Annotated in this window: 2 protein-coding genes; both read left to right on the top strand. The window is 63.9% G+C overall.

Annotation, left to right across the window (positions count from 1 at the left end):
* Positions 1-484, top strand: a 484-nt coding sequence (locus A2J01_RS14640) for a thiamine pyrophosphate-dependent enzyme (protein ID WP_269455317.1), incomplete at its 5' end; no start/stop codon positions are given.
* A partial coding sequence (locus tag A2J01_RS14635) for an alpha-ketoacid dehydrogenase subunit beta (RefSeq protein ID WP_064112970.1) occupies positions 481-1,209 on the top strand: 729 nt, incomplete at its 3' end. The genes A2J01_RS14640 and A2J01_RS14635, both read left to right, overlap by 4 nt.

Raw genomic sequence — 1,209 nt, 5'->3', positions numbered from 1 at the left:
CCAGTCACGCACGCCCATCTCACATCGGGCAATCGGTTACGGCATCCCCGCGATCCGCGTCGACGGTAACGACGTCCTTGCCGTGCTCGCCGTGACGCGCTCGGCGCTCAATCGCGCACGCGAAGGCAGCGGCCCGACGTTCATCGAGGCGATCACCTGCAGAATGGGCCCGCACACGACCTCCGACGATCCGAGCAGGTACCGCACCGATACGGATATGTCGGAGTGGAGAAGCCGCGATCCGCTCGAGCGAATGCGTCTGCTCCTCGGCCGTCGCGATCTTCTCGGAGAAAACGAACTCAGCACCATCGCGGCAGCCGCCGACGACGTCGCCGCTGGACTGCGACGCGCAACCATCGCGCTCGCCGATCCGCCCCCGTCAGCGCTCTTCGATCACGTCTACGCCGAGGCACACCCACTGATCGACGCTGAACGCGAAGAGCATCGCGCGTATCTCCGTAGCCTGGAAGGGGCTTCGTCATGACCGTCATGAATCTGGTGACCGCGCTCAACACCGGCCTTCGACGCGCACTCGAAGACGATCGTCGCGTTGTCATCATGGGCGAGGACGTCGGCCGTCTCGGCGGCGTATTCCGGGTTACCGACGCCCTGCAGAAGGACTTCGGCGACACCCGGGTGATCGACATGCCCCTCGCCGAATCAGGGATCGGGGGAACAGCTTTCGGTCTTGCCTTGCGCGGATATCGGCCTGTCTGCGAAATTCAATTCGACGGGTTTGTCTACCCGGCTTTCGATCAGATCGTCTCGCAGGTGGCCAAGATCCAGTACCGCACCCGAGGCGCTGCCTCTGCGCCACTGACGATTCGGATTCCCAGTGGCGGCGGAATCGGTGCGGTGGAACATCATTCGGAGTCGCCGGAAGCGTACTTCGCTCACACCGCGGGACTGCGGGTGGTGTACCCGAGCAATCCGATCGACGGTTTTCACATGATCCGCCAATCCATTGCGGCCGACGACCCGGTGATATTCCTCGAACCCAAACGGCGCTACTGGGATACCGCCGACGTGAATACCGATGCCGCGCCCGAGCTTCCGCTCCACCGTGCTCGCGTCGCCCGCTCGGGGAACGACGCGACAGTGGTTGCGTACGGATCCATGGTCACCACCGCACTCGACGCCGCGCGGATCGCCGAAGAAGAGGGCCATGATCTGGAAGTGGTGGATCTGCGTTCACTCTCCCCCGTCGAC

The organism is Rhodococcus sp. EPR-134, assembly GCF_001647205.1.
In the GTDB taxonomy this organism is placed as follows: Bacteria; Actinomycetota; Actinomycetes; order Mycobacteriales; family Mycobacteriaceae; genus Rhodococcus_F; species Rhodococcus_F qingshengii.
This window is presented reverse-complemented; position numbering and strand designations above follow the sequence as displayed.